The sequence below is a fragment of the Paracoccus sp. (in: a-proteobacteria) genome, from assembly GCF_035556475.1.
Taxonomy (GTDB): Bacteria; Pseudomonadota; Alphaproteobacteria; order Rhodobacterales; family Rhodobacteraceae; genus Paracoccus.
Genome location: NZ_DATMFA010000025.1, coordinates 1 through 21697, shown reverse-complemented (window position 1 = coordinate 21697; position 21697 = coordinate 1). Strand labels below are relative to the sequence as shown.

24 protein-coding genes are annotated in these 21697 nt (G+C 66.8%); 9 read left to right on the top strand and 15 right to left on the bottom strand.

Going from position 1 to position 21697, the window contains the following annotated elements; all coding sequences use genetic code 11:
- Positions 1–80 precede the first annotated feature (80 nt).
- Positions 81–212: a hypothetical protein gene (locus tag VNQ78_RS03570; RefSeq protein WP_325686671.1), complete on the bottom strand. Its 132-nt coding sequence runs from the start codon at positions 210–212 to the stop codon at positions 81–83.
- Between the two features lie 67 nt (positions 213–279).
- Between VNQ78_RS03570 and minC the strand changes: the two genes are divergently transcribed.
- The 3 genes from minC to minE are packed head-to-tail and all read left to right on the top strand — an operon-like array spanning position 280 to position 2140.
- Positions 280–1023: a septum site-determining protein MinC gene (gene minC, locus VNQ78_RS03565; protein ID WP_325686670.1), complete on the top strand. Its 744-nt coding sequence runs from the start codon at positions 280–282 to the stop codon at positions 1021–1023.
- Positions 1024–1046: 23 nt separating this feature from the next.
- Entirely contained in the window at positions 1047–1862 is an 816-nt protein-coding gene (gene minD / locus VNQ78_RS03560) for a septum site-determining protein MinD (RefSeq protein ID WP_325686669.1), read from the top strand.
- A gap of 2 nt (positions 1863–1864) precedes the next feature.
- On the top strand, positions 1865–2140 hold the full coding sequence (gene minE, locus VNQ78_RS03555; RefSeq protein WP_325686668.1) for a cell division topological specificity factor MinE: 276 nt from the start codon (positions 1865–1867) through the stop codon (positions 2138–2140).
- A gap of 63 nt (positions 2141–2203) precedes the next feature.
- Here the strand turns inward: minE and VNQ78_RS03550 are convergent, their stop codons facing one another.
- Positions 2204–3502, bottom strand: coding sequence for an MFS transporter (locus VNQ78_RS03550; protein ID WP_325686666.1), 1299 nt, complete (start codon positions 3500–3502; stop codon positions 2204–2206).
- Positions 3503–3770: 268 nt separating this feature from the next.
- On the opposite strand from VNQ78_RS03550, the gene VNQ78_RS03545 reads away from it, so the two are divergent.
- Together VNQ78_RS03545 and VNQ78_RS03540 are read left to right on the top strand one after the other, a co-directional pair.
- On the top strand, positions 3771–5039 hold the full coding sequence (locus tag VNQ78_RS03545; RefSeq protein WP_325686664.1) for an Hsp70 family protein: 1269 nt from the start codon (positions 3771–3773) through the stop codon (positions 5037–5039).
- Positions 5040–5182: 143 nt separating this feature from the next.
- On the top strand, positions 5183–6370 hold the full coding sequence (locus VNQ78_RS03540; protein ID WP_325686662.1) for an AI-2E family transporter: 1188 nt from the start codon (positions 5183–5185) through the stop codon (positions 6368–6370).
- Positions 6371–6585: 215 nt separating this feature from the next.
- Here VNQ78_RS03540 and VNQ78_RS03535 read toward each other — a convergent pair whose 3' ends face one another.
- The 4 genes from VNQ78_RS03535 to rpiA form a co-directional block, all read right to left on the bottom strand.
- Positions 6586–7683: a protease modulator HflC gene (locus VNQ78_RS03535; RefSeq protein WP_325686660.1), complete on the bottom strand. Its 1098-nt coding sequence runs from the start codon at positions 7681–7683 to the stop codon at positions 6586–6588.
- The gene (gene hflK / locus VNQ78_RS03530) at positions 7683–8894 is read right to left on the bottom strand and encodes an FtsH protease activity modulator HflK (RefSeq protein ID WP_325686658.1); all 1212 of its coding nucleotides are present in this window, start codon (positions 8892–8894) and stop codon (positions 7683–7685) included. Before hflK ends, VNQ78_RS03535 begins: the two co-directional genes overlap by 1 nt.
- Before the next feature lie 68 nt (positions 8895–8962).
- The gene (gene gorA, locus VNQ78_RS03525; RefSeq protein WP_325686656.1) at positions 8963–10363 is read right to left on the bottom strand and encodes a glutathione-disulfide reductase; all 1401 of its coding nucleotides are present in this window, start codon (positions 10361–10363) and stop codon (positions 8963–8965) included.
- Positions 10360–11085, bottom strand: coding sequence for a ribose-5-phosphate isomerase RpiA (rpiA, locus tag VNQ78_RS03520; protein WP_325686654.1), 726 nt, complete (start codon positions 11083–11085; stop codon positions 10360–10362). The genes gorA and rpiA overlap by 4 nt, the downstream gene beginning before the upstream one ends.
- A gap of 183 nt (positions 11086–11268) precedes the next feature.
- Here rpiA and VNQ78_RS03515 point away from each other — a divergent pair, with 183 nt between their 5' ends.
- The 3 genes from VNQ78_RS03515 to VNQ78_RS03505 are packed head-to-tail and all read left to right on the top strand — an operon-like array spanning position 11269 to position 13375.
- Positions 11269–12411, top strand: a complete 1143-nt coding sequence (locus VNQ78_RS03515) for a bifunctional 2-C-methyl-D-erythritol 4-phosphate cytidylyltransferase/2-C-methyl-D-erythritol 2,4-cyclodiphosphate synthase (RefSeq protein WP_325686652.1) — start codon at positions 11269–11271, stop codon at positions 12409–12411.
- A gap of 2 nt (positions 12412–12413) precedes the next feature.
- The gene (locus VNQ78_RS03510; protein ID WP_325686650.1) at positions 12414–12911 is read left to right on the top strand and encodes a phosphatidylglycerophosphatase A; all 498 of its coding nucleotides are present in this window, start codon (positions 12414–12416) and stop codon (positions 12909–12911) included.
- Complete coding sequence (locus VNQ78_RS03505) at positions 12908–13375, top strand: CinA family protein (protein ID WP_325686648.1); 468 nt, start codon at positions 12908–12910, stop codon at positions 13373–13375. The genes VNQ78_RS03510 and VNQ78_RS03505 overlap by 4 nt, the downstream gene beginning before the upstream one ends.
- Here VNQ78_RS03505 and VNQ78_RS03500 read toward each other — a convergent pair.
- The 9 genes from VNQ78_RS03500 to VNQ78_RS03460 form a co-directional block, all read right to left on the bottom strand.
- Positions 13372–14418 (bottom strand): threonine aldolase family protein, encoded by a 1047-nt coding sequence (locus VNQ78_RS03500; RefSeq protein ID WP_325686646.1) that lies wholly within the window; start codon positions 14416–14418, stop codon positions 13372–13374. The genes VNQ78_RS03505 and VNQ78_RS03500 overlap by 4 nt on opposite strands.
- The gene (locus tag VNQ78_RS03495; RefSeq protein ID WP_325686644.1) at positions 14415–14855 is read right to left on the bottom strand and encodes a YcgN family cysteine cluster protein; all 441 of its coding nucleotides are present in this window, start codon (positions 14853–14855) and stop codon (positions 14415–14417) included. The genes VNQ78_RS03500 and VNQ78_RS03495 overlap by 4 nt, the downstream gene beginning before the upstream one ends.
- Positions 14855–15784, bottom strand: coding sequence for a bifunctional riboflavin kinase/FAD synthetase (locus VNQ78_RS03490; RefSeq protein ID WP_325686641.1), 930 nt, complete (start codon positions 15782–15784; stop codon positions 14855–14857). Before VNQ78_RS03490 ends, VNQ78_RS03495 begins: the two co-directional genes overlap by 1 nt.
- A 145-nt stretch (positions 15785–15929) precedes the next feature.
- Complete coding sequence (locus VNQ78_RS03485; protein ID WP_325686639.1) at positions 15930–16799, bottom strand: TIGR01459 family HAD-type hydrolase; 870 nt, start codon at positions 16797–16799, stop codon at positions 15930–15932.
- Positions 16800–16814: 15 nt separating this feature from the next.
- Entirely contained in the window at positions 16815–17735 is a 921-nt protein-coding gene (locus VNQ78_RS03480) for a manganese-dependent inorganic pyrophosphatase (protein ID WP_325686637.1), read from the bottom strand.
- A 61-nt stretch (positions 17736–17796) separates the two neighbouring features.
- Complete coding sequence (locus VNQ78_RS03475; protein WP_325686635.1) at positions 17797–18441, bottom strand: DUF1345 domain-containing protein; 645 nt, start codon at positions 18439–18441, stop codon at positions 17797–17799.
- On the bottom strand, positions 18441–18776 hold the full coding sequence (locus VNQ78_RS03470) for a DUF4440 domain-containing protein (RefSeq protein ID WP_325686633.1): 336 nt from the start codon (positions 18774–18776) through the stop codon (positions 18441–18443). Before VNQ78_RS03470 ends, VNQ78_RS03475 begins: the two co-directional genes overlap by 1 nt.
- Positions 18766–19812: a TraB/GumN family protein gene (locus VNQ78_RS03465; protein WP_325686631.1), complete on the bottom strand. Its 1047-nt coding sequence runs from the start codon at positions 19810–19812 to the stop codon at positions 18766–18768. The genes VNQ78_RS03470 and VNQ78_RS03465 overlap by 11 nt, the downstream gene beginning before the upstream one ends.
- A gap of 66 nt (positions 19813–19878) precedes the next feature.
- A complete protein-coding gene (locus tag VNQ78_RS03460; RefSeq protein ID WP_325686629.1) occupies positions 19879–21177 on the bottom strand; it encodes a glycosyltransferase in 1299 nt (432 codons plus the stop codon).
- Positions 21178–21376: 199 nt separating this feature from the next.
- Between VNQ78_RS03460 and VNQ78_RS03455 the strand changes: the two genes are divergently transcribed.
- Positions 21377–21664: a co-chaperone GroES gene (locus tag VNQ78_RS03455; protein WP_134680659.1), complete on the top strand. Its 288-nt coding sequence runs from the start codon at positions 21377–21379 to the stop codon at positions 21662–21664.
- The last annotated feature ends 33 nt before the right edge of the window (positions 21665–21697 follow it).

Sequence of the window (21697 nt, the reverse complement as noted above, 5' to 3'; positions counted from 1 at the left end):
CCTACCGCCGGAGCCAAAACTTCCGCAAAGCGTTGAAGTTGCTACGATAACGACCTGCGGGTCCGTATCCCTCTTTCGTTCTACTCGACATGATCGGCCACCACGCGGGCAATCTCGCGCAGCGGCGCCTCTCCGCCGAGATGCGATTGCGAGAGCATGGCCGATGGACGCCCCGGTTTCGACGTATTAGGAATGATACAAAACATCTGCACGCAGGAATCAACCTAAGCGTGTAGACAGCGGGCAGAGACGGGCGTGCAGATACAGGATTCCAAACACTTGGCGGGCCAGAAGCTCGCGACGGTCAAGCCGGTGCAGATTCGCGGGCGCTTCTTTACCGCCATCGCGCTGCATCTGACCGGCCCGGCAGACCGCGATTTTCTGGCGGCGCTGGACGACAGGCTGCGCCAGACGCCGCTGTTCTTCGAGAATGCCCCCCTCGTCCTCGACCTCGAAAAGGCGCAGGGGCTGGAGAGCGAGCGCGACCTTGCCCTGCTGGCCAAGGAGATGCGGGCGCGCCGGCTGTCGATCTTCGGGATCCAGAACGGAACCGCCGGACAGGCCGCCGCTGCCGCTGCGGCCGGGCTGATCTCGCTGCCGGGGGGACGCAATGTCCCCCTCGACCGGGTGAACCGTCCCGAACGCGCCGCCCCGGCGCAGGCCGCGCCCGAGGTCGAGAAGGAAGCGCCCCCGCCCGCGACCCGGCTGATCGACCAGCCCGTCCGCTCGGGCCAGACCGTCTTTGCCGATCGCGGCGACCTGATCATCATGGGCCCGGTCAGCTCCGGGGCCGAGATCATCGCGGCGGGCAATATCCATGTCTACGGGCGTCTGCGCGGGCGCGCGCTGGCGGGGGTCAATGGCGACACCTCGGCGCGCATCTTCTGCCACAGCCTCGACGCCGAATTGCTGGCCATCGCCGGCCTCTACCGGACCAGCGAGAATCTGGGCCCGGATATCCCACGGGAACATGTGCAGGTCTGCCTTGAAGGCGAGAAACTGCGCGTCCTGCCTCTGAAGTAACACTGATCGAAAGGAAGCCTGACGTGAGCAAGGTCATCGTAGTCACCTCGGGGAAAGGCGGCGTCGGCAAGACCACCTCCTCGGCCGCCATCAGCGCAGGGCTTGCCATGCGCGGACACAAGACGGTCGTGATCGATTTCGACGTGGGCCTGCGCAACCTCGACATGATCATGGGCTGCGAACGCCGGGTGGTCTTCGACTTCATCAACGTCATCCAGGGCGACGCCAAGCTGAAGCAGGCGCTGATCAAGGATCGCCGGCTCGAGAACCTGTTCGTGCTGCCGACCTCGCAGACCCGCGACAAGGACGCGCTGACCAAGGAGGGCGTCAAGGCGGTTCTGGACGAGCTGCGCGAGGAGTTCGACTACATCATCTGCGACAGCCCCGCCGGGATCGAGCGCGGCGCGCATCTGGCGATGTATTACGCCGATGAGGCCGTGGTCGTGACCAACCCCGAGGTGTCCTCGGTCCGCGACAGCGACCGGGTGCTGGGCCTTCTGAACAGCAAGACCTTCCACGCCGAAAAGGGCGAGGGCGCGGTCAAGTCGCAGCTTCTGCTGACCCGCTTCGATCCGCAGCGCTCGGCCTCGGGCGAGATGATGAGCGTCGAGGACGTGCTGGAGATCCTGGCCATCCCGCTTCTCGGCATCATCCCGGAAAGCACCACGGTGCTGAAAGCCTCGAACGAGGGCACGCCGGTTTCGCTCGACGAGAAATCGCCGGCCGGCAAGGCCTATATCGACGCGGTCGGCAGGCTGGTCGGCGAACAGATCGAAATGCGCGTGAACCCGGCCGAACGGCGCGGCTTCCTGCAGCGGCTCCTCGGGCGGACGGCCTGATCATGTTCGGTTTTTCCTTCCGCCCGCGAAAGAACGGCAGTGCGCAGACCGCCAAGGAGCGTCTGCAGATCCTGCTCGCCCATGAACGTGCAGGGGGCACCAGCCCGGACTTCCTGCCGACGCTGCAGCGCGAGATCCTCGAGGTGGTCCGCCGGCATATGGAGATCGACGGCGATGCCGTCGATGTCAAGCTTGAGCGCGGGGCAGAGCTTTCCAGCCTCGAGATCAATATCGAGCTTCCATCCGGCTCGAAGCCCGCTGCACAGAAAAGCAATTGAGGGAAAACGAAAGGGCCCGGACATGAAAGTCCGGGCCCTTTTGGATCTGGCTTGCGGTTCGGGTCAGACCTCGTCGCGGCCCGATGCCAGGATGCAAATCAGCGTGATCACCGACGCGGCCAGCATGTAATAGCCGACATATTCAAGGCCGTAGGTCTTTTGCAGCCAGGTCGCGGCATAGGGCGCAAGCGAGGCGCCAAAGATGCCCGCGAAGTTGAAGGTGATCGACGAGCCGGTATAGCGCACCCGCGTCGGGAAGGGTGCGGCCAGCGCCGCGCCGATCACGCCATAGGTCAGGCCCATCAGGAACAGGCCCAGCGTCACGAAGACATAAAGCTTGCCCTCGCCCCCGCTCATCAGCGGCGCGAGCGCGAAGGAGAACGCACCGATCAGGATGGTGACGACGATCAGGAACGGACGGCGGCCATAGCGGTCGGCCAGCTTGCCCGCGATCGGGATGGCGATGCCGAAGATGACCGAGCCGAAAAGCTGGATCTTCAGCGCGTCGAGGAACGGGATCTCGAGCACCTTGACGTTGTAGGACAGAAGCCAGGCCGAGCAGATATAGAACAGCACGAACGTCACCAGCGCGACGAAGGTGCCCAGGAACAGGCTGCGCTTGAAGTTCCTGAAGACTTCGACGACAGGAACCGCGACGCGCTTGTCCTTCTTCACCGCCTCGGCGAACTCCGGCGTCTCGGTGATCGAGAGGCGGACCCAGAGGCCCAGCACGATCAGCACGATCGAGGCGAGGAAGGGCAGACGCCAGCCCCAGGCCAGCAGGTCCTCCTGCGACATGAAGTGCAGGATCACCCAGAAGAAGCCCGAGGAGAGGAACAGCCCGACCGGCGCGCCAAGCTGCGGGAACATCCCGTACCAGCTGCGCTTGCCCTCGGGGGCGTTCTCGGTCGCCAGCAGCACCGCGCCGCCCCATTCGCCGCCAAGCCCGAAGCCTTGGCCAAAGCGGCAGAGCGCCAGCAGCGCCGGGGCCGCCACGCCGATCTGGGCGTAGGTCGGCAGAAGGCCGATCACGACGGTCGAGACGCCCATGGTCAGCAGCGCCGCAACCAGCGTGGCCTTGCGCCCGATCCGGTCGCCGAAATGGCCAAAGACGATCGCGCCGAAGGGTCGGGCAAAGAAGGCGATAGAGAAGGTCGCGAACGAGGCCAGAAGCGCCGTGGTCGCGTCCGAGCCGGGGAAGAACAGCGCCGGGAACACGAGAACCGCAGCCGTCGCATAAACGTAGAAGTCGAAGAATTCGATGGTCGTGCCGATCAGGCTGGCAAGCAGGACGCGTGCTGGCGAGTTGATGGCGGTCTTGGCGCGCGTCCCTGAGGTCGCGCCGATTGTCTGGTCTGTCATTATTCTTGTCCGCAAATTCGCGAGGAAACGGGCATCGCGCCGATGCGCCATCGCGCGCCATATCCCAGACCCGTGGCGAGGGAAACACCCGCAGGTCAGAAAATTGCGTTTGCATAGCCGGTTTGCGAAAGGGAATTAGCCCCACCCCGGATAGGTCAGCAATTATTACATATATTCCGCCCTGTCCAGCCCGATCCGCAGCCGATCCTTGCGCGGGGCGGGGAAAGCCGTTATCAGCCTCGGCTTTCCCGGCACCAGGGGCGCGACCATGCAGGACGATATTCTCGCCATCGACTTTGGCACCTCGAACAGTGCCGCCGCCATTCTGGACGGGGGCCGCATCCGGCGCATCCCGATCGAGGACGGGGCCGAGACGCTGCCCACCGCCGTATTCTTTCCGCTGCGCGGCGGCGGCATGAAGATCGGCTCCGCCGCCGCCCGCGCGCTGATCGACGGCGACGAGGGCCGCTATATGCGCGCGCTGAAAAGCGTGCTCGGCACCTCGCTCGTCCATGAAAAGCGGCTGATCGGCGGCAAGCGCCGCTCGGTCGCCGAGATCATCGCGGAGTTTCTGGCCGAGGTGAAATCCCGCGCCGAGGCCGCGACCGGGCGGCGCTTCCTGCGCGCGCTGTCGGGGCGTCCGGTCCATTTCCATTCGCGCGATCCCGAACGCGACGCCCGGGCCGAGGACGACTTGCGCGCCTGCTATCTCGCCGCAGGCTTCGAGGAGGTCGCCTTTCTCGTCGAGCCGGAGGCGGCGGCGCTCGCCTCGCACGGGCTGGGGCGCAGCGGCGGGCTGGGGCTGATCGTCGATATCGGCGGTGGCACCTCGGATTTCTCGGTCTTTCGCAGCAAGGGCGGCGAGGTCGAGATCCTTGCCAATCACGGCATCCGGCTGGGCGGCACCGATTTCGACCATGCCGTCTCGATGAGCCATGCCATGCCCGCCCTTGGCCATGGCGGCGAGCTGCGCCGCGAGATGGGCGAAGGGCTGCTGCCGGTCCCGAACGCGATCTATGCCGAGCTTGCGACCTGGGCGCGGATCCCCTTCCTCTATACGCCCGAGACGCGGCGTATGGCGCAGGACATGGCGAAGCTGGCCGTGGACCGCCCCGCCATGAACCGCCTCGTCACCGTCCTTGACGAGGAACTGGGCCACGAACTCGCCTTCTCGGTCGAGCATGGCAAGATCGCGGCGAATAGCGGCGCGGATGACGCGCGAATCGCCATGGGCTTCATCGAGCCCGGCCTTTCGCGGCCCGTCACCCCGCAATCGCTGGGAAATGCCCTTGCAGGCTATCGCGACGATCTGCTGACCGCCGCGGCCGAGACCCTCGGCATGGCGGGCCTCGCGCCCGACCGGATCGAAAGCGTGATCCTCGTCGGCGGGTCGAGCCTGATGGGGTTGGTGACGGATATGGCCGCCGACCTTTGCCCGATGGCCGATCAGACGCGTTCCGAGGCGTTCACCGCCGTGGTGGACGGGCTTGCGCTTGCGACGACGCGGATCGGGCAGCCGGGCGCCATGGTGGTCTGAGGCCACGGCGCGGGATCACGGCCCCTTCACCATCCCGTCATCTTGCCGGGCCATTCTGGGCCCGCGCCGCTGCCGGGGCAATCCGCACTTGCAGCCCATGGCGATCTGTTATGATGTGAGGCGGCATATCCCGGACGAGATCAATGAGCACAGCCGAGGCAGCCGACCGCACTTCCAGCAGGACCAGCACCCCCGCTTCGGGGATACGGGCAACCGGGCTGCGGCCGCATCGCCAGCCGCTTCTGACCAATCTCTCGGCCGCGCGCTGGCTGCTGCTCGCGATCGTGCTGGCCTCGATCTATTTCTTCCATGGCTTCCTTGTCCCGGTCCTCGCCGCCGCAGTCATCGCGCTGGCAAGCTGGCCCTTGCGCGACAGGGGCGTCCACCAGATGGGCGCGGGCCGGACGCTGACCGCGGCGGTCATGGTGCTGATTCTGGTCTGCTTCCTCGTCATCCCGATCGCCATGGCGCTGGTCTATGCCTTCCGCGAGTTGCGGGCGTGGATAAGCTGGGGGATCCTCGTGAATGCCGCAGGCGCGCCGACCCCGCATTGGATGGTCGAGCTGCCCCAGATCGGCCCCTGGCTGGACGAGAACTGGCGTAACTATATCGGCCATCCCGGCGGCATCAGCGAGATCGTGCAAGCCATCTCCGGCTCGAATATCGGGACCATCTATCGCGGAGCCGTCACCGCGGGCTCGCTCGCCTTCAACCTGGCGCTGACGCTGCTTTTCATGCTGATCACGCTTTTCGTGCTTTACCGCGACGGCGACCGGCTGGTGGCGCAGCTTGACCGGGTCGGCAGCCGCATCCTGCCCGAACGCTGGGACCGGATGTCGCGCGTCGTCCCGGCCACGATCAGCTCGACCGTCACCGGGATGACCCTGATCGCCATTGGCGAGGGCGTGATCCTCGGCGTCGCCTACTGGATCGCGGGCGTCCCCTCGCCCGTGACCTTCGGGGTGATCACCGGCTTCATGGCGCTGATCCCCGGCGGCGCGCCGCTTTGCTTCACGCTGGTCTCGATCTATCTCGCGGCCAGCGGGACGCCCGTGGCGGGGCTTGCGCTGTTCCTCTGGGGGACATGCGAGCTTTTCGTCGTCGACAAGACCATCCGCCCGATGCTGGTCGGCGGGCCGGTCAAGCTGCCGTTCCTGCCGACCTTCTTCGGGCTGATCGGCGGGGTGAAGACCATGGGCATCGTCGGCCTGTTCGTCGGCCCCGTCCTGATGGCGCTGCTGGTCTCGATGTGGCGCGAATGGCAGCGCGAGATATCCGAGGACGAGGCCCGCGCCGCCGTCCCGCCCCCCGAGCCGCCCGGCACGCCCTGACGGCGGCTGCCGGAGGGATTGCACTCCACAGCGATCCCGCAGAAGCAGCACCGCAAGTCCCTTCCCGCGATCCGCGCGCTGATCTCATGGCAGGTCAGCAGAGAGCGTAGCCGCTCCCTACCCGCAGAAAAGACGCCGCCCCTCACCCGTTGAAGCACAGCAAAAAGGGCGGAGCCTTCGCCCCGCCCTTCTGTCTGTCGATCGGATCGCCCGGATCAGTTCGCCGGCGGCACCGCCGGGACCACGGTTTCCGATTGCGGCGGTGTGGCAAGCGATTCCGGCATCGGGGTCAGCGTCACACCGGCGGCCTCGCCCAAGGGCTGGCCCTCGCGGTTGGTTTCGCCGCCCACGACCGGCTCCTCGGTCTCGGGCTCGATCACGGCGGTGCCGGTCACGACCGAAAGCGCGGCGTTGCTGGCAGCGGGAACCGGGTTCGCGCGATCCGCGCCATCGGTGCGCAGATAGTCGAAGAACTGCCCCTCGGGCTGGATCACCAGCGAGCTGTTCTCGCCCTTCAGCGCGCGCTCATAAGAGGTCATCGAGCGGGTGAAGGCAAAGAACTCGGGGTCGCGGCCGAAAGCCTCGGCATAGATCGAGTTCCGGCGGGCATCGGCCTCACCGCGCACGATCTCGGCCTTCTTGCGCGCTTCCGAGGTCAGCTCGACCACGGTGCGGTCCGCTGCGGCGCGGACGCGCTGCGCCGCCTCGCCACCACGGGCGATTTCATCCGCGGCCTCACGCTCGCGCTCGGCCCGCATCCTCGCATAGGTCGCGGTCAGGTTCTGCTCGGGCAGGTCGGTGCGGGTCAGGCGCACGTCGATGATGCGCACGCCAAGATCGCGCGCATTCTCACGCGCGAGGTCGCGGATCTGGTTCATCAGCGGCGTGCGGTCATCCGAGAGCACGGTAGTCGAGGGCACCGAGCCCAAGACCTGACGGATCGCGTTGGTCACGATATCGGCCAGACGCTGCTGGGCGAACTGGATGCCGCCCGCGGCGGTGGCACGGCGGAACTGCACCACATCGGTGATCTGCCAGCGCGCGAAGGCGTCGACGACAAGGCGGCGGTCGTCAAGCGGCGTCACCTCCATCGGGGGCGTCGGGATGCCGAGGATCCGCGCGTCATAGCGCATGACATTGTCGATGAAGGGAACCTTCAGCCCCATGCCCGGATTCTCGCGCACGTCGACGACTTCGCCGAAGCGCAGGACCAGCGCCTTCTCGCGCACGTCGACGATATAGACCGAGGCCAGAACCAAGAGCGCCACGACCGCGATGAAGGGCAGGATCAGAATGGAAATCGCGCGACTCATTACTGGTTCCCCCCGTTCGCGGTGCCGGTGCTGCCGGTCGTTGTCGTTGTCGTCGCCGGCCGGGCGCGAAGCTGGTCGAGCGGCAGATAAGGCACGACGCCCTGCCCGCCCTCGCCGTCGAGGATGATCTTGTTCGCCTGACCCAGCACCTTCTCCATGGTTTCCATATACATGCGGCGGCGGGTCACTTCGGGGGCCTTGATATATTCGTCATAGACCGAGTTGAAGCGCGCGGCCTCACCCTGGGCGGTGTTGACGGCCTCGGCGCGATAGCCCTCGGCGCGTTCGATCACGGCGGCGGCCTCACCGCGCGCGCTTGCCAGCACGCGGTTCGCATAGGCGTCGGCCTCCTTCTCGAGGCGGTCACGCTCCTGCTGGGCGGCCTGCACCTCGCGGAAGCTGTCGATGACCTCGCGCGGGGGGTCGGCGCGGTCGAGGTTGACCCGGACCACGTTGATCCCGGCCTCATAGGCGTCGAGCGTGTTCTGCACCGAAAGCTTCAGATCCTCGCCGATCGTGCCACGGTCGCGGTTCAGGATCGGGGCGAGTTCCGAGCGCGCGACGATGTCGCGCATCGCCGATTCCGCGACGGCGCGGATCGTGTCCTCGGGGTCGGCAAGGTTGAACAGGTACTTCTCGGGGTCCGAGATGTTCCAGACCACCTGATAAGCCATGTCGACGATGTTCTGGTCGCGGGTCAGCATCAGGCCGCTGTCCTGCGGGCCGGCGCGGCCGGTGCCGATCTCGGTCGTGCGTTCGCCCGAGACCGAGACGACCTCGGCGCGGACCACCGGCCAGGGGGCAAAGTTCAGACCCTCCTCGCCCGTGGCGAAGGGACGGCCGAACAGCAGCTCGACCGAGCGTTCCTCGGGGTTGACGGTATAGAAGGACATGAAGGCCCAGACCGCGACCGCGCCAAGCGCGACGAGGCCCCAGCTTCCGCGACCCATGGACATTTGCGGGCCGGGCCGGCGCGGACCGCCGCCACGGGGGCCGCCCGGACCCTTGCCGCCCATCAGCACGCGAAGGCGGTCCTGGCCCTTGCGGACGAGATCCTCGATCTCGGGCATCTGGTCGCCCCGGCGCGGACCGCGCGGATCCTCGTTCCGATTTCCGCCGGCATTGCCCCAGGGGCGCTGGCCCCCTTGGGGCGGCTCCTTGCCGCCCTTGCCGTCATCTCCTCCGCTGCCCCAAGGGCCTTGTCCCGCCATGCGTCTCGTGCCTCGTCTGATACTCGTGCGTCTATTTCAGGTTTTAACTGGTGCCGGAGCGATAAAAATCAAGCCGAACCAACGGTTTTGTCAGGATGCGCGCCGCCAATGTAGCGGACGGGCTTGCGCATCGTCACCAATTCTTCGGCCAGCGTCGGATGGACGGCGACCGCAGCGTCGAAATCGGCCTTGGTCGCGCCCATTCCCATCGGGATGGCGACAAGCTGGATCATCTCTCCGGCATCCGGGGCAAAGATGTGGCAGCCCACGACCTTGCGGCTTTCGGCCTCGACCAGCAGCTTCATCATCGAGCGCGCGTCCGATCCCGCAAACAATGTCCGCATGGCCCGGAAACTCGCAAGGAAAACCTCATGCGGGCCACGGGCGGCGGCCTCCTCCTCGGTCAGGCCGATGGTCGCGACCTCATGCGGGCGCAGATAGACGGCCGAGGCGACAAGGCTGTGATCCATCTTACGGGGGTTTGCGCCAAAGAGCGTGTCGACAAAGCTGTGGCCCTCGCGGATCGCAACCGGGGTCAGGTTGACCCGGTCGGTCACGTCGCCGACGGCAAAGATCGAGGGGACCGAGCTTTGCGACCATTCGTCGACCAGGATCTCGCCCTTGGCGCCCAGCTTGACGCCCACTTCCTCAAGCCCGAGGCCCTTGCTGTTCGGCACCCGCCCCGTCGCGAACATGACCGCGTCGAAGGTGTCGGAGCCGCCGTCGGGCCAGAGGACGCGCACACCCGTCCCGTCACGCTCGAGCGCCTTGGGGGTCACGCCTAGCTTGAGCTCGACCCCCGCGACGCGCAGCTGTTCGGTCGCGTGGCGGCGCAATTCCTCGTCAAAGCCGCGCAGGACGGCATCGCCGCGATAGGCCAGCGTGGTTTCCGAGCCGAGGCCGTTCAGGATCGTCGCAAATTCGCAGGCGATGAAGCCGCCACCGACGACCAGCACCCGGCCCGGCAGTTCCTCCATCAGGAAAAGGTCGTCCGAGATCAGCCCCAGTTCCTCTCCGGGGATGCCAGGCCACTGCGGCTGGCCCCCGGTCGCGATCAGGATATGCTTTGCGGTCACGCGTTCGCCATCCGCCAGCTCGACCGTATGCGGGTCGAGGACGCGGGCGCGCTGCTTGTGGATTTCGACATCCGCCGCGACGAGGCCGCCGGTATAGGCACCCTCGAGCCGGGTCAGTTCGGCGTCGAGCTTGTGGTGGAACATCGCCCAGTCGAAAGGTCCGGCGCTGGCGGTGGTCCAGCCATAACCCCGCGCCTCGGCGGCCAGCGCCTCGGCCTGCGAGGCGAAGATCATCAGCTTTTTCGGCACGCAGCCCCGGATGACGCAGGTGCCGCCCATGCGGCTTTCCTCGGCCAGCCCGACACGCGTGCCGTGCTCGCTGGCCGCGATCCGGGCGGCGCGCACGCCCCCCGACCCGCCGCCGATGACGAAGAGGTCATAGTCGAATGTCATTCCAGATCCTCGCGACGCAGCTCCGATACCGAGCCATCGGGACAGCCGATGATTGCCAGATTGCAGATATTCAGGAAAAGCCCGTGTTCAACCACACCCGCAATCCCCGAGAGCGCGCGCGCCAGCGCCGGGGCGTCCTGGATCCGCTCGAGCGCCAAATCGAGGACCAGATTGCTTTCGTCGGTCATCACCGGCTTGCCGTCGCGTTCGCGCAGGATGATGGGCCGCCCCTCCATCTCCAGCTCGGCCAGCGCGCGTTCGATATGGGTGCGGGTCGATTGCCAGCCGAAGGGGATGACCTCGACCGGCAGCTTGAACCGGCCAAGGCAATCGACGACCTTGCCCTGATCGGCGACGACGACCATCCGGTCCGAGGCGGTGGCGACGATCTTTTCGCGCAGATGCGCCGCGCCGCCGCCCTTGATCAGGTTCAGGTCGGGATCGACCTCGTCCGCGCCGTCGATGGTCAGGTCGAGCCAGCCGAGATCGTCCAGCTCCTGCACCACCAGCCCCAGCTTGCGGGCCTGATCCGCCGTCGCCTTCGAGGTCGAGGCACAGCGCAGGTCCATCCCCTCGGCATGGACGCGCTCGGCCAGGCGGTCGACGAAGACCTTCGCGGTCGAGCCGGTGCCAAGCCCCAGTTTCATGCCGTTTTCGACCAGAGCCACGGCGGCGCGGGCGGCCGCGTCCTTGGAAAGGTCGATGGTGACGGGGTCGGTCATGGCGGCAGCCTCCGGGCGAGAGTTCTTGTTGCGGGAGCGGCCCTTGCGGGCGGTCCCGATCCTTATACGCAGAAGCCTCGGCATGGGCCACCTGCCGCGGCACGAAAACTGATCCCCCTCAGGGGCAAGGTGTCGCAGCACGCGCGATTGCCTCGGCGCGCGGCCTCGCCTAATCATGCGGCCATGAAGATACCTGACACATATGCCGTGGTCATCACCGCCGCGGGTCGCGGGACGCGGGCGGGCGGCGACGTCGCCAAGCAATGGCGCGTGCTGGACGGCCGCAGCGTCGTCCAGCGCAGCATCGAGGCATTCGCGGACTTTTCCCGCATCATCGTCACCCTGCCGCCCGAGGACATGGCCCGCGGGGTCGAGGAACTGGCCGGCCCGGTTGTCCTTGTCGCCGGTGGCCCGACCCGCAGCGCGAGCATCCGCGCCGCGCTCGAGACGCTCGAGGGCAGCGGCGTCACCCATGTGCTGATCCATGACGGCGCGCGCCCGCTGGTTTCCGGGGCGGTGATCCAGGGCGTCGTCGCCGCGCTGGAGGCCGGGGCCGAGGCCGCCGCGCCCGCCCTGCCGGTCACCGATGCGCTGTGGCGGGCCGAGGACGGGCGCGTCACCGGAACCGCCAGCCGCGACGGGCTTCTGCGCGCGCAGACCCCGCAGGGCTTCCGGCTGGACGCGATCCTTGCCGCGCATCGCAGCTTTCCCGAAGGTGGGGCCGATGATGTCGAGCTTGCCTTGCGCACGGGCCTTTCCGTCCTTGCCACCCCCGGTGACGAGGACAATCTGAAACTGACCTGGCCGCCCGATTTCCGGCGCGCCGAGCGTATATTGGGGGCCCCGATGGACATTCGCCTTGGCAATGGTTTCGACGTCCACGCCTTTACCGAAGGCGATCATGTCTGGCTTTGCGGGGTGAAGGTGCCGCATGACCGGGGGCTGCTTGGCCATTCGGATGCCGATGTGGGCATGCACGCGCTGAATGACGCAATCTATGGCGCGCTGGCGCAAGGCGATATCGGGCGGCATTTCCCGCCCTCGGACCCGCAATGGAAGGCGGCGCCCAGCCATATCTTCCTGCGCCATGCCGCCGAGATGATCCGCAGCATGGGGTTCGTGCTGTCGAATGCCGATGTCACGCTGATCTGCGAGCGGCCCAAGATCGGCCCCCATGCCGGCGCGATGCAGTTGCGCCTGTCCGAGATCCTCGGCGTCGATCCCGACCGGATCAGCGTCAAGGCCACCACCTCGGAACGGCTGGGCTTCACTGGGCGCGAGGAAGGCATCGCCGCCATCGCCACCGCAACGCTGGTCAGGGGATAAGCATGGAACGCCAGATCGCGACATTCTTCGGCGTGGGACTGATGCGGCCGGCGCCCGGCACATGGGGCTCGGCGGCGGCGGTGGCGCTGGCGGTTCTGGCCTGCGAGCTTGGCGGCGCCTGGCTGGTGCCGCTGGGCTTCGTTCTGGCGACGCTGCTGGGCTTCTGGGCCGTGCCGCGTGTCATCGCGGGCAGCGCCGACAAGGATCCCTCGGAAATCGTCATCGACGAGGTCGCGGGACAATGGCTGGCCATGTGCTTCACGGTGATCCCGCTCTGGCGGCACGGGGTCTCGATCCTCGACGCATGGCCCGCCTTCGTCGCGCCTTTCCTGCTGTTCCGGCTCTTCGACATCTGGAAGCCCTGGCTGGTCGGGCGGGCCGACCGGCGCGGGGATGCGCGGGGCGTGATGCTCGACGACCTTTGGGCCGGGCTTTTCGCCGGCATCGTCTCGGTGATCCTCGCCGGGCTTTACCATGCGGTGCTGGAGCCGATGCTGTGACCGACGCGGCCGAAGTCCTGAACCTTGCCCGCGCGCGGGGCGTGATGATCGCCACGGCGGAAAGCTGCACCGGCGGGCTGATCGCTGTGCGGCTGACGGATGTGCCGGGTTCCTCGGATGTGGTCGACCGGGGCTTCGTCACCTATTCCAACGCCGCCAAGGTCGAGATGCTGGGCATCCTGCCTGCCACGCTCGACACCCACGGCGCGGTCAGCGAGGAAATCGCAGCTGAGATGGCCTTGGGGGCGCTGACACGCTCAAAGGCCGGGATCGCGGTTTCCGTCACCGGCATCGCCGGTCCGGGCGGGTCGGAGATGAAGCCCGAGGGCCGGGTCTGCTTTGGCATCGCGGATGCCGCGGGCGTGCGGACCGAGACCGTCGAATTCGGCGCGATCGGCCGGGCCGAGGTGCGCGAGGCGACGGTTGATCACGCGCTGGCCCTGCTGGCCGCCGCGCTGCGCTAGGCGGCGCCCCGCAGCAATTCGAGGAACCGCCCGACATCATCCTCGCGCGTGGCCCAGCTTGTCACCAGACGCACGGTGACGGGCTCGCCCTCTGCCGGCGGCTGGTCCTGCCAGATGTGATAGGCGGCGCCATGCGCGCGGGCGTGCGCGTGGGCCTCGGCCGGCAGGCGGACAAAGACCTCATTCGCCTGAACCGGCGCGACCAGCTCTCCTCCGGCCTGGACCGCGCCCTGTCCCAGCCGCGCGGCCATGGCATTGGCGTGGCGCGCCAGTTCCAGCCACAGCCCATCCTCGGCCAGTGCCAGCATCTGTGCGGCAAGGTAGCGCTGTTTGGAATAGACCTGCCCGGCCTGCTTGCGGCGGAAATCGAAGCCCTCGGCATCGCGGGGATCGAAGAACACCACCGCCTCGGCCGCGAGCGCGCCGTTCTTGGTGCCGCCAAGGCAAAGCGCATCGACCCCGGCGCGATGGCCCAGATCGGCGGGGGCGCAGCCAAGCCCCGCCACCGCATTGGCAAAGCGCGCGCCGTCCATATGCAGCTTCATCCCGCCCTGATGGGCAAGGCGGGCCAGCGCCGCCACCTCGGCCGGGCTGTAGCAAGTTCCCCATTCGGTCGCATTGGTGATCGAGACCAGCGCGTTGCGCCCATCGTTCAGGCTGCCCGCCGCGCCGAAACGGATCGCGCCGTCCAGCACCTCGGGCGAGAACTTGCCCTGCCCGCCCGGCAGCGGCACCAGCTTGGCACCGTGGCTGTAGAATTCCGGCGCGGCGCATTCGTCACGGTGAAGATGCGCGCTGTCATGGCAATAGATGCGACCATAGCTCGGCGAAAGCTGGGCGCAGACCAGGGCATTCGCCCCGGTCCCGGTCGCGACGAAGCGCACCACCGCTTCGGGCGCGTCCAGAATCTCGCGATAGGCGGCCTCAGCCCGCGCCGTTACCGGGTCCGCGCCATAGGAAGCCACCGCCCCCTCGTTGCAATCGGACAATGCTTTCAAGACTTTCGGGTGAACGCCATGCACATTGTCCGATGCGAAATTCATGCCAGATCCTCGATGATGTAATCGTCCCAGTCATCCTCGGTCACGGTCAGCTCGCTGACGGTGCGGCCGCGAATGCTGATCCCGGCCTGATGGATCGACTCGCGGTCGCCCGAGATCAGATAGTGCCACGGGAACAGCGGCTTTCCCTCGGCCCGAAGGCGATAGGCGCAGGTGGCGGGCAGCCACCATGCGATTTCCTTCAGCTTCTTCGGGGTCAGCACGACGCAATCAGGCACATATTTGTGCCGGTTCGCGTAGTTCGAGCATTGGCAGGTCTCACCATCCAGAAGCTTGCAGGCGACGCGGGTAAAGGCCAGCTCGCCGGTATCCTCATATTCGATCTTGTTCAGGCAGCACTTGCCGCAGCCGTCGCAAAGCGCCTCCCACTCGTCGGGCTTCAGGCTTTTCAGCGGCAATTCCCAGAATCGTTCGCGCATCACCCTGCCGCCAAAATCGCACGCGCCTTGGCGCTGTCCTGATCCATCTGCGCGATCAGGGCGTCGAGGCTGTCGAATTTCATTTCGGGGCGCAGGAACTCGACCAGCGCGACCGAGACATGCTCGCCGTAAAGCGGGGCCTTGAAGTCGAAGATATGGGTTTCGAGGTTCGGGCGGTTCTCGCCGAACATAGGCCGCACGCCAAGGTTCGCGACCCCGGCATAGCTCCCGCGCTCAGGTCCGGTCAGGACGTCGATCAGCACGGCATAGACGCCGAAGCGCGGCGGGTGCAGCCCCGTCACCGCCATATTGGCGGTCGGATAGCCAAGGTCGCGGCCGCGCTTGTCGCCATGCAGCACCTCGCCGTCGATGCGGTGCCAATGGCCCAGCATCCGCTCGGCATCGCGGGTCCGGCCCTCGGCCAAGGCCTGCCGGATCGCGGTCGAGCTGTATTCGTTGCTGCCGTCCCCGATCAGCGGCGCGACGGTGACGCCAAAGCCCAGCTCGGCGCCAAGCTGCGCCAACGTCGCGGTATTGCCCGAACGCATGCGGCCAAAGCAGAAATCGGCGCCGACGGTGACATGGCGGATACCAAGACCGTCGACCAGCACCTCGCGCACGAAATCCTCGGGCGCGAGGCCCGCCAGAACGGCGTCGAAGGGCAGTTCATAAAGGTGATCGACCCCAAGCCGGGCCAGCCGGTTCGCGCGCGATTCCGCGTTCATCAGGCGAAAGGGCGGTGCGTCGGGCTGGAAGATCTCACGCGGGTGCGGCTCGAAGGTGATGACGCCAAGGGGCGCGTCGGCGGCCGCCCGGGCGGCGTCGATCACCGAGCGGTGCCCAAGATGGACGCCGTCGAAATTCCCCATGGCGACGGTCGCTCCGCGCGCGTCCTGCGGCAATCCCTTCCAGTCGTTATGGATGCGCAATCAGACCCCCGATGGGCCAGCTCCGGGCCCGGTCAGTAGATTCAGCGGCGCGCCGCCGGGATGACGGCCTTGCCCTTCAGCCCGACCGTATCGCCGACAGTGCCCGAGGTTGCAAGAGCAACACGCCACAGCGAAATTCCGTTCCTCAGCGCAGGCGGCCGATGCTGTAGCGCGGGCCGGCGCCGCGCGCGTTCAGCCATTCCAGCAGCGAGGGATGGTGCGGATTCTCGATATCATCGCCGAACTGGTCGAAGGCGAGGCCGCCGGTCACGAAGACCGCGTCGATCCCCTCGCCCGCCGCGCCAAGGATGTCGGTCGCGATGCCGTCGCCGATCGCGAGGATGCGGGCATCCGCCTCCAGCCCCAGCTTGCGCCGCGCCAGATCATAGATCGGCGGATGGGGTTTGCCGAAATAAAGCGAGGTGCCGCCAAGCTGCTCATAGAACTCGGCCAGCGCGCCGGCGCAGTAAAGCCGGCTCTCGCCCATGTCGACGATCACGTCGGGATTGGCGCAGAGGAGCTTCAGCCCGCGCTGCTTGGCCAGCATCAGACGGGCGCGGTAATCCTCGGGGGTTTCGGTGGTGTCGTCGAAAAGCCCGGTGCAGACGATCCCCTCGGCCTCTGCCAGAGGCACACGAAGGATCGGCTCGGCCCCCTGCCATTCGGGGGGGGTGTCGGTAAAGAAGCCCTCGTCCTTGTCCATGGCGATGGCCCAGACCTTGTGGCCGACCGCGCCCGCGAACATGGCATCCTGCGCCGCGTCGCCGGAACTGACGATGATGTCCCAGGCGTCGCGCGGCACCTTCATGCGCTCGATCTGCGCCTCGACATATTTCCACGGGCGCGGCGCGTTGGTCAGCAGGACGACCTGCCCCCCCTTCGCGCGGAAAGCCCGCAGCGCCGCGATGGCGGCCGGATAGGCCACCACGCCATTGTGCAGGCAACCCCAGAGGTCGCAGAACAGCACGTCGTAATCGGCCGAGACATCGGCCAGCGAATTGATGATCTGCGTCATGGGGCCTTCTTCTTTTCAGACCGAAAGGGCGGGAATGATCTGTTTCTTGCGCGACATAATGCCCGGCAGGACAACGGTATCGCCCGAGACAATGGCGTTGAAGCTTTTCTCGGCCACGGCCTTCACGAAGTCGTTCGGGACCAGCAGGGTCGCTTCCTCGTTCAGGATGTCGATGACGAACAGAAGCACCTCGTCCGCGCCATCTGCGGTGGCGACGGCGGGCATCGCGGCCATCAGGGCGCCCTTGCGGTCAAGAAGAACGCCGGGCGAGGTGGTTTCCAGGACCGAGACGCGAAGCTGCTTGCCGCCCAGCTCGTATTCCTTGCTGTCCATGCGCAGCAGGGCTTCCTCGGTGAAGGCCGAGACATCGGATTTCGCCGCGAACATCTCGGCCGCGAATTGCGGGATCGAGACGCCCAGATCCTTGGCCAGTTTCTCGGCCACGAAGCGGTCATGCGGGGTGGTGGTCGGGCTGCGGAATTCCAGCGTGTCGGACAGGATGCAGGTCAGCATCGCGCCCTTGATGCCGCGCGGCGCGCGGGCCAGATCCTCGTCCCCAATCAGGTCGTGCATGATCGTGGCGGTGCAGGCCAGCGGGCGGATGGTGATGTTGATCGGCAGGCGCGTCTTGATGCCCCCGGCCAGCAGGTGGTGGTCGATGATCTCGATCACCTCGGCATCGTTGATCGAGGCGGGAAGCTCGGCCGGGTTGTTGGTGTCGACGATCACGCATTGCTCGCCCGCAGCCACGTCCGCGATGATCTCGGGCTTCGCAAGATCCCATTTCGTCAGCATCCACGCGGCTTCGGTATTCGGCTCGCCCTGAAGGACGGCGACGGCCGGCTGCTTGCGGACTTCGGACAGATACCAGGCCCAGATGATGGGCGACCCGGTCGAGTCGGTATCGGGGGCCTTGTGGCCGAAAACCTTGATCATGGCGTTCCCTTCAGGAGAGCGGAATTTTCGCCGGCGTTATAGGACTTGGCAGAGGGAATGTCTATTGACCGAGCGTCATGCCGGCATTCACCGCCAGCGCCAGAAGCACGGTATTATAGAAGAACGAGAAGGTCGCATGACCAAGCGTCACCCGCCGGATCCGGCTGTCGAGCGTGGTCACATCCGCCGTCTGCGCAGCCAGCCCGAGGGTGAAGCTGTAATAGAGGAAATCCCAGATCCCGGCATCCTCGCCGGCGCGGAGGCCGGGAAAGCCAAGCCCCCTCGCCTCGCGCCCGTCATCGCTTTGCCCGTACCAGAGGCTCGCATAGTGAAAGCCCATCACGGTATGGACCATCACCCAGCCCAGCGGCACCGAGGCGAGCGCCAGTGCCGGGCGCAGCGCAAGCCCCGCATCAGGCGCGCGCAGGGTCATCAGGATGGCATAAAGGCTGATCGCGACCGAGCCCATGGCCAGCGGGACGATGAAGCGCATCCCCTCGTCATCGGCATCGGCGCTGGCGCGCAACCGCTGGGCGTCGAGGCTGCGCATCAGAAGGACCGTCAGCAACAGATAGCTGAGGCAGAACGTCACCAGAAACAACAGCAGCCGGTCCACCACCTGCGCGTGGAAAAAGCCGATCCCGACCGCCAGCCCCAGCGCGAAGCTGGCAAGGAAGCGCAGGTGCCGGCGCAGGTCGTGAAGCATCAGACCGGCGTTTGCTGATGCTGGAGGATGCGCCAGTCGCCCTCGCGGCGGATCCAGGTCGTCGTGCAGAGCGCGCGATAGGCATCCGCCCCCGACCGCCGCGCCGTCGCGCGATAGGCCAGCACGCAGACCTCGTTCGTCTCGACCAAAGCGCGGTCGGTCATGCTGATCTCCTGCCAGCGCGGGGCTGAGCCGAGGCGTTCGATCGCCTTGCGCCGGGTCAGGATGCCGGTCGGCGCGAAGGCCATGACGCAGGCTTCGTCAAGCTTGCGCGCCACCTCGGCCGCGCCTGCAAGCCACAAATCCCGCTCCTCGAGCCAAAGCTCATCCGCCATTCCCTTGCCCTCCCTGCGGCTTGATCGGGGTGATCTTCCAACCCTCGTGTTCCAGAAGCGACAGCACCCCCCTGTCGCCCGGCAGATGCAACGCGCCAAAGCCGGCGACGATCCCCTTGCCATCCTTTGCCGCCTCGCGGGCCGCGCGCTCCAGCGGCGCGATCCAGTGGCTATTACGCTCGTCCATCAGGGTCCGCTGCGCGAAGCGGACCTGCTCGTCGACCTCGGCGCGGGTCAGGCCGGAATTGTCATAGGCGTCACGGCGGCCGAACTCCCAGATCAGCCAGCTGTCGCCGGAGAAATAGGCGTCGGTCAGCGTGACCGCGTAATCATCGGCATATTCTGCGGCGGGCATGGCCGCGCGGATCATGCCGATCTCCTCCTCGGGGGTCATGCCGTCGAAGAGCGAAAAGACCGTGTCCCAGGGTTCGAGGGCCTGAACCCTGACGCCCGCGGCCTCGGCGCGCTGGATCAGCAGGTGATCGAGGCCGCCGGTATCGCCGGTGCTCTTCACCGTTTCCAGCATGCAGGGCGAGACGCCGAGCAGGACCGAGACATACCAGGGCCGCATCCGGCTGGTGATGACGGCCGGAACGCCCCGCGCCTCCATCGCGTGCCACAGGTTCGCCCAATCCTCGTCCGTCATCCGCTCGGGCAGGGTCGGGCCGGTCGCGTCCATGATGAGCGACGGATCCTTGGTCATCGCCTCGGTCAGGCGGGCCTCCTCCTCAGGGCCGGCCTCGACCAGCAGCGCCCCGGCGGCGTCGATCTCGGGGCCGAACTGCGCCAGCGTCCGCTGGTGGCGCGGATCGTCGAAATGATAGGTGCCGAGCAGGGTGATGCGCTGGTCGCCCTTTTCGGCCCGCCAGAACAGTCCGTGGTGATAGGGCACCTTGCGCGTCGTCGCCTGCAATTCGGCAAGCGTCGCGGGTGGCAGGGCCTCCAGCAGGTTCCGCCCCACGCATTCCTGCGCCGCGGCCGGAAGTGCCAGACCGGCGGTAATGGCAAGAACGGAAAGAAGCCGGATCAGGCGCATGTGGTCTATCCCTTGAATATCGTTGCAGGATGGCACGGGTGCCGCGCCATTGCCATCCCGTCGCGATCAGCCGGGCGGGGTCAGTTCCTGCGGCAGCGGCCGCCCGTCCAGAATGGCGCGCCAGATCCGCTCGACCTGCGCGGCCTTCGCGGACCAGACGAAGCGCGCGCGGATATCGGCGCGCGCCGCCTCGGCCATGCCCGGCAGGATCGAGGGATCGGCCGCGATCCCTTGCAACTGCCTGCGCAGCGCCGCAACGATCTCGGGCCTGCGACCCAGCGGGATGCGAAATCCTGTCCGGTCGCCGACCAGCTCGCCCGGCCCGGCATAGTCGACGACGATCGGGACGACGCCAAGCGCCATCGCCTCCAGCACGACGCCGCCGCCAAATTCGCGGACCGAGGGAAAGACCAGCAATTGCGAGCGGCTGGCCACGCCCTGCACCGCGCCGTGTTCCAGCCAGCCGTGGAATTCGACCGCATCCGCGACGCCCTCGCGCGTAACCAGATCCCGCAGCATCGCGCCCTGCGGCCCGTCCCCGATGATGTCGAGGGTGAGCTGACCCGCGCGCAGCAGCGGCAAGGCAGCCTCGATCGCCATGTCCGCGCCCTTATAGGGCACCAGCCGCCCGATGAAGCAGCCCCTCAGCGGCAATGTGCCGGGCTGTTCTGCGACGCGGGTAAAGCGCGACGGCTCGACCGCGTTCTCGGGCAGCCAGATGGTCTTGGCCTGAAAGCGGGCCGGGATCTCGCTGCGGGTATGGGCCGAGCCGCAGAGGATCGCGCTGGCCGCAGCCAAGGTCGAGGTCCGGCCAGGCAGCGCCTTGTAGGCGCCGCGGATATAGGACAGCCACTCCTTTTCCCGCCGCCGCTCGGAATCGAAGCCCTTCGGCCATGGCACGCCCCCGTTCAGCGGGCCAAGGAGGAAGGGCACCTTGGCCGCCCGGCACAGGGGCGCGATGCGACTGCCGGCGGTCGGCGTCAGGGGGGTGACGCGGTGGACGATGTCGAACTCTCCGGCGCGGATCGCGGGGCCGAATTTCTGCCAGACCAGACGCTCGAAATAACCATAGCCAAGCGTGGTGATCGCGGTCTTCATCGTCCAGCCGACGCCCTTCCCGAGGCTCAGCCGCTCGGCCAGCTTCCAGAGCGGCGCGGCCAGCTTCTCGCTGTCGATGGCGGTGAAGTCGCGCCCCTCGGCCAGCCCGGCGCGCAGGAAGGCGTCACGGTTGCGGATCTGCGTAACGATATGGACATCGGCCACCTCGCGCAGCGCATTGGCCAGCGACCAGCCGACCAGCGGCACCGAGACCCATTCGGGATTTGCGGCCTCGGCCAGCACGAGCGCCCTGATCCGTCGTTCCACGCCCGCTCCTGCCCTTTGTGGCCTGCCTTCTACGGGTTAGCCGGGCGCGGGAATTTCCGTCAAGCGACTTCGGCGGCGTTTTTTTCTGGACCCGTCCCGTTGACAGGAATCAGGGCCAACCTTAGATGGGCTGCACTGGCACTCACCAAGATCGAGTGCCAACAAAAATAACAGCAACCTGTAACACCGGAGTGTTCACATGGCTTTCAAACCGCTGCACGACCGCGTTCTGGTCCGTCGCGTCCAGTCGGACGAGAAAACCAAGGGCGGCCTGATCATCCCCGATAGCGCGAAAGAGAAACCGGCCGAAGGCGAAGTCGTCTCGGTTGGCGAAGGCGCGCGCAAGGATTCGGGCGAGCTGATCGCACCCGCGGTCGCCGCTGGCGATCGCGTGCTGTTCGGCAAATGGTCGGGCACCGAAGTCACGATCGACGGCGAAGAGCTGCTGATCATGAAGGAAAGCGACATCCTGGGCGTGATCGCCTGATTTTCGCTTCCGCGTAACTCATTTTAGGAGACG